This is a genomic window from Ensifer sp. SSB1, from assembly GCF_016652895.1.
In the GTDB taxonomy this organism is placed as follows: domain Bacteria; phylum Pseudomonadota; class Alphaproteobacteria; order Rhizobiales; family Rhizobiaceae; genus Ensifer.
In genome coordinates, this window is record NZ_JAEPRP010000184.1 from 7,903 (window position 1) to 14,238 (window position 6,336).

General features: G+C 60.7%; 6 protein-coding genes. All 6 read left to right on the top strand.

All coding sequences use genetic code 11. From position 1 onward, the window contains the following. Positions 1 to 1,198, top strand: a 1,198-nt coding sequence (locus I8N66_RS31055; RefSeq protein ID WP_291162372.1) for an amidohydrolase family protein, incomplete at its 5' end; no start/stop codon positions are given. 47 nt (positions 1,199 to 1,245) lie between these two features. After that, entirely contained in the window at positions 1,246 to 2,085 is an 840-nt protein-coding gene (locus I8N66_RS31060) for a transporter substrate-binding domain-containing protein (protein ID WP_291162374.1), read from the top strand. Positions 2,086 to 2,174: 89 nt separating this feature from the next. Then, entirely contained in the window at positions 2,175 to 3,674 is a 1,500-nt protein-coding gene (locus tag I8N66_RS31065) for an amidohydrolase family protein (RefSeq protein WP_291162376.1), read from the top strand. A 210-nt stretch (positions 3,675 to 3,884) separates the two neighbouring features. Then, complete coding sequence (locus tag I8N66_RS31070) at positions 3,885 to 4,874, top strand: aldo/keto reductase (protein ID WP_291162378.1); 990 nt, start codon at positions 3,885 to 3,887, stop codon at positions 4,872 to 4,874. 380 nt (positions 4,875 to 5,254) lie between these two features. Next, the gene (locus tag I8N66_RS31075) at positions 5,255 to 5,827 is read left to right on the top strand and encodes an NADPH-dependent FMN reductase (RefSeq protein ID WP_113537298.1); all 573 of its coding nucleotides are present in this window, start codon (positions 5,255 to 5,257) and stop codon (positions 5,825 to 5,827) included. A 257-nt stretch (positions 5,828 to 6,084) separates the two neighbouring features. Further along, positions 6,085 to 6,285 (top strand): hypothetical protein, encoded by a 201-nt coding sequence (locus I8N66_RS31080; protein ID WP_291162381.1) that lies wholly within the window; start codon positions 6,085 to 6,087, stop codon positions 6,283 to 6,285. Positions 6,286 to 6,336: the final 51 nt, after the last annotated feature.

Genomic DNA, 6,336 nt, shown 5'->3' on the forward strand with positions numbered 1-6,336 from the left:
GATGCAGGAAGAGTTTGTTCTCATCAATGTGCGACCGAACGGCGAGGCGGCGAAAGATGTCGTCGTCCGTGACGGCCGCATTGCCGAGATTTTTGTACACGGCGCCCAAAGCTTCGAGGCGATGCGGGTCGTGGACGGCGAGGGGCTGCTGATGTTGCCCGGCCTCGTCGATGCCCACACCCATCTCGACAAGACCCTGGTTGGCATGCCCTGGTATCGCAACGATGTCGGTCTCGAACTGATCGATCTGATCGAGAACGAGCGTCGCATGAAGCGTGTGCTCGGCATCGATCCCGCCCGCCAGTCAGCGGCCCAGATCGAGCGGTCCGTCGCCAATGGCACGACCCATATTCGCACCCACGTCGATATCGACACGGAATATGGCCTTGCCGGCCTCGAAGGCGTGATGGCTTCGCGCGAGCGCTATCGCGATATCGTCGACATCCAGATCGTCGCCTTCCCGCAGAGCGGCATGCTGATCCGCCCCGGTACGGTGGAACTGATGGACCGGGCGATGCGCGAAGGCGCTGACGTCGTCGGCGGCCTCGATCCCTCCGGTGTCGACCGCGACCCGAAGGGGCATCTGGACACGGTCTTCGCCCTTGCGGAACGCTACGGCAAACCGGTCGACATCCACCTGCACGAGCCCGATGCGCTCGGCGTCTTCGCAATCGAACTGATTGTGGAGCGCACGAAGGCGCTCGGCATGGCACAGCGGGTAACGGTCAGCCACGGTTTCTGTCTCGGCATGCTCGCCGATAAGCCGCTTGCAAGGCTTGGCAGCATGATGGCGGAGGCCGGCGTGCACCTGATGACCAAGGGCGGAGCGGCAAGCCCGCGCCCGCCGGTACTCGACCTCAAGGAAATGGGCGTCAACATCTGCTCGGGTTCCGATGGCGTGCGCGATACGTGGCAGCCTTTCGGCAACGCCGACATGCTCGACCGTGCGGCGATCGTCTCGCAGCGCAACGATTTCATCAACGACGTCCATATCGAACTGGCGCTCCGGCTCTGCACCGACGGCGGCGCGAGAATGATGGACATCGACGCCTACGGCCTGGAGCCCGGCTGTGCGGCGAGCTTCGTGCTCGTGCGGGCAGAGACGCCGGCCGATGCCGTTGCATCCCGCCCGGTTCGCCGGGCGGTCTACAGGAAAGGCGTTCCGGTTGCCCGGGACGGCGCGCTGGTTGCCGCCTGAGGCAAGCGGTGAAGATTTTCGAACATAGGCTAGGAGGAGCTGCCATTATGTTGAAATCACTTGGTAAAACAATCATCGCTCTTGGGGTCGCCCTGGGAGCATCTGCAGCGCAGGCCGAGGAGCGCACGATCACGATCGCGACGGAGGGCGCCTATGCGCCTTGGAACTTCACGGAGGCCGGCGGCAAGCTCGCGGGTTACGAGATCGATATGCTGGAGGACATTTGCCCGCGCATGAAGGTCAAATGTGACATCGTCGTGCAGGACTGGGACGGATTGATCCCGTCGCTCAACGCTGGCAAGTTCGACGCGATCGTCGCTGGCATGCTGCAGACTGAGGAACGTGAAAAGGTCATCACCTTCTCGCGCAACTACGGCACCGGGTCGGCCGCCTTCCTCGTTCGCAAGGATTCGCCGCTCGCGAAAATGCCGGTCGGCAAGCAGATCGACATGGGCAAGGACAAGGAGGGGGCAAAGGCCGCCGCCGCGGAGATGCTACCCTTCATGGACGGCATCGTCATCGGCGTCCAGGGTTCCACCACCGCGGGCCAGATCATGACCGAACTGTTTCCTGGCGTCGAATTCCGCGAATACAAGTCGACCGAACAGCACGATCTCGACCTCCAGGCCGGCCGCATCGACGGCGTAATGGCCTCGCCCGTCGCGCTCGACCGCACGTTGGAGAAGATCGGTGCCGACCAGGTGATGTTTGCCGGCACCGAGTTCACCGGCGGTCCGCTGGGTGGCGGACAGTCGGTCGGCCTGCGGGACGCCGATACCGAACTCAAGGCCAAGTTCGACGACGCGATCAATGCCGCGATCGCCGACGGAACGTTGTCACGCCTCGCCATCAAGTGGTTCAAGCGGGACATTTCGCCGAAGAAGTGAGCCGGACCATTCTGGCCGCACACCGCAGATTCTCGGAGCCGCGCGCGAGCGCGGTTTCGTCGTGATTATTTGAACGATGGGCAACTGCTATGACGACACTTCCAGCCTCCGGCCGCATCGACGGCCCGGTCCTTCTCTCCGCGCGATGGGTTGTGGGCCATCACGACGGCCACCATGTGATCTATGACGACGGCGTTGTCGTATTTCAAGGCAGCGAGGTCGTCTTCGTCGGCCATGACTATCCTGGCGAGGTTGCTCAGCGCATTGACTACGGCAACGCTATCCTCTCGCCCGGTTTCGTCGATCTCGACGCGCTTTCCGATCTCGACACGACTGTCCTCGCCTTCGACAACCAGCCGTCCTGGAAGAAGGGCCGGGTCTGGCCGAAGAGCTACATGGACCGCGCCTATGAAATGTATACGCAAGACGAGCTTGCCTTCCAGAAGCGCTACGCCTTTGCCCAGCTCATCCGCAATGGCGTGACGACGGCGCTGCCGATTGCCTCGCTGTTTTATCGCGAATGGGGCGAAACGGATGCGGAATTCTCTGCTGCAGCCGACGCCGCACACGAGCTGGGCCTGCGCGTCTATCTCGGACCGGCCTACCGCAGTGGCAACAGCTATGTCGACGAGAACGGCAAGATCGCCTTCCATTACGACGAGGAACGCGGCTTCCGCAGCTTCGCTGAATCGCTGGCGTTCGCTGAGCGTATCGAGGCAAAGGCCTCGCCGCTGGTGCGCGCGATGCTGGCGCCCGACCGGCTCGAAACCAACACACCCGAAATGATGCGCCGTACGGCGGCGGCCGGCCGCGACCTCGATATCCCGATCCGGCAGCATTGCTGCCAGTCGGAGCTCGAGTTCAACCGCATCATCGAGACCTATGGCATGACGCCGCTCGAATGGATGGATTCTCTCGGTGTGCTCAACGAGCGCATGTTGTTGCCGCATGGGGAACTCGTCGCCGGCACCCGCAATGTCGATCGCTCCGGCCGCGATATCGAGATCCTCATGAATGCGGGCGCAACGCTGGTCCATTGCCCGGTCGTCTCGGCCCGCCATGCCGGCGTCATGGATAGCTTTTCGAAGTTCAGGTCGATGGGTATCCGTATCGGCCTCGGCACGGACACCTGGCCGCCGGATTTCATCCAGAACATGCAGGTCGGCGTGCTGCTTTCGCGCGTGAGGGACGGTTCGATCGACAGCGTGCGCTCGGAACACTATTTCGACGCGGGAACGCTCGGTGGCGCGGACGCTCTGAGAAGGCCGGATCTTGGCCGCCTGCAGCAGGGCGCGAAGGCGGATATCATCGTTATCGATATGGGCCATGATCGTATCGGTCATGTCATCGACCCGATCCAGACCCTGATGATGAGCAGCTCGGGCCGCGATGTCACCGACGTCATCATCGACGGCCGCTTCGTCATGGTCGACGGCAAGATTCCGGGTTTTGACGCGCAGGCGGAACAGGCGCGGGCGCAGCACCAGTTCGACCGCCTCATGGCCCGCTATCCAGAGCGTACATACGGTCATCCGCCCGTGGAGGAGATATTCTCCTCAGCCTATCCGCGTCTGCGCCGCAAGGCATGATGGCCGTTGGGTGGGCGCCAGCCGATGAAGATGTCGCCCACCCATTCCGCATCATTGATGAACCTGAAATATAGGTTCATGCGCAATACACCGACTTAACCAACAATCCTGCCAGCGCTAGATTTTGCCAAGCGCCACCATGGCTCGGAAGCGCTGGTGGCGCGTGTCGTCACGAGCGTCTCCGTCTTTCCGACAAAGCAGGAGGACAACATGCAAAAACGCAAGCTTGGGCAAGGATTGGAAGTTTCAGCCCTGTCTCTTGGCTGCATGGGCTACGGCAAAACGCGCGACATCCCCGACCGTCCGCAGATGATCGACCTCCTGCGAAAAGCCGTCGATCTCGGCATCGACTTTTTCGACACGGCGGAAGTCTATGGACCGTGGACCAACGAGGAAATGGTCGGCGAAGCCCTTGGCGCCGTTCGCGGCAGGGTGAAGATCGCCACGAAATTCGGCTGGAACGTCGACCAGGCAACCGGCGAGCACCTTGGCGGCGTCAACAGCAGGCCCGGTCAGATCCGCAAAGCGGTCGAGGGCAGCCTGAAGCGGCTCCGCACGGACTATGTTGATCTCCTCTACCAGCACCGCGTCGATCCCGAAGTGCCGATGGAAGAGGTTGCGGGCACGGTCAAAGACCTCATCGCTGAAGGCAAAGTTCTGTACTTCGGCCTCTCGGAAGCCAGTGTTACGTCGATACGCCGTGCACACGCCGTTCAGCCGGTCGCAGCCCTTCAGAGCGAGTACTCACTGTGGACGCGTGAGCCGGAAGCCGATGTCATTCCCACGCTTGAAGAACTGGGCGTCGGTCTCGTTCCTTTCAGTCCGCTTGGAAAGGGATTTCTGACAGGGACCATCGGCGCGACCACCAGCTTTGAAGCTAACGATTTTCGCGGGCAGATTCCTCGCTTCACGGCGGAAAACAGGGAGGCGAACCAGACTCTCGTAGAGCTGATCTCTCGGGTGGGACGGCGCAAGAATGCAACCCTGGCTCAGGTGGCGCTCGCTTGGCTGCTGGCCCAAAAGCCATGGATCGTACCGCTTTTCGGAACGAGAAGGATTGACCGCCTGGAGGAAAACCTCGGTGCGTTGGCGGTAGACCTGACTGGAGATGATTTCGATGAGCTCCGAGCCGGCGCGGAGGCAGTCAAGATTTTGGGCGATCGGTATCCCGAAGAAATGCTTCGACGATCAGGTCTTTGACCGTGTCCGAGCCTCAATGGTTCCCTAGGGCTCCGTCCAATGGGCATCTAATGGCGGCGGCGTAACGATGGATGTCGATGATCGCTGGTGGCTCGCTTTCACCGAGCGGGACGACGACCCTCCACGGCATGACGGTCGGCACCGCTACAACACTTTTGGCGCCGAACGCGCGAAATCGGGCACGCCAGAGCAATAGGCCACCTGGCGCGCGAGAATGCTGGTATTCCCGAACAGGGAAGCACCGAACTGTCAGTGACGTTCGGGGAATTACTGCGGTCAGAATGAAAACCTCTGACAGAGAGCTTCACGCTTCGTATACTGACTGCGTGGCCATCCAGGCGTGGATGTTGACTCATATGTCATAGAAGGGAGCAATTATTATGCAAAAGCATACGGTTGGATACCTGATCGGAAGCCTGGCCAAAAACTCGATCAATCGAAAGCTCGCTTTGGCGCTCGTTAAGCTTGCTCCGTCTCATCTCGAAATGTCGGAGATTTCGTTCAAGGAGCTTCCTCTTTACAGCTACGACTATGATGCGGATTTTCCACCGACCGCTCGTCATTTCAAGAAGGCGATCGCCGCGGTAGATGCCGTTTTGTTCGTGACGCCGGAATACAATCGGTCGATTCCCGGCGGCCTGAAGAACGCCATCGATTGGGCAAGCCGGCCTTACGGCAAAAACTCGTTCACGCGCAAACCCTCGGCAGTCATAGGGACATCGCCGGGTGCGATCGGCACCGCTGTGGCCCAGCAAAGCCTCCGCAGCGTTCTGAGCTTCTGCAATTCCCCGCAGATGAACGCCCCTGAAGCATACATTCAATTCACACCCGGGCTCATTACCGACGATGGCGAGGTCACCGTGCAATCGACCGAGCAATTTCTGCGTAACTTCATGGAGGAGTACGCGGCATTCGTTGCCCGTGTGCTTTCAGTCCTCCCCAGGGACGCCTGATACACAACAGCGGTACATGTCGCACCGTCGACTGGTCGGGTTGTTGACTGTGCAGTAGTCGGTTGCCGAAGGGCGCCGAAAAAGCGGTTTGTTCGGCGAGATTGGGCTGCGCGGTTCAATCTCGATAAGCAACGCTCATGTGCGCATGATACCTACTTATTTGCGCCGCAGGATGGCGCAACATAGGCTTTCCTCATAGCCCGCAGCCAAGACGGGCACTGCGACGGGTAGTCAAATCTGTCTCCAGAGAGGGTTCCATGTTCAGAACACGCATGTTGCTGGCAGCGACGACGCTTGCCTATGGTCTTGTGCTCGGTACGGCACTCGCCGCCGAGCCGCTTTCCGTCATGAGTTTCGGCGGCGCGTATCAGGACGCGCAACGAAAGGCGGTATTCAGCGCCTACGCCAAGGAAACCGGTCGCCAGGTTTCCGAGCAGGAATACGGTGGTGAGATGTAAGCGCGCATTTCGCTGCGCGTTATAAGGGGGCCTGAGCCGGCGGTCAGTCAG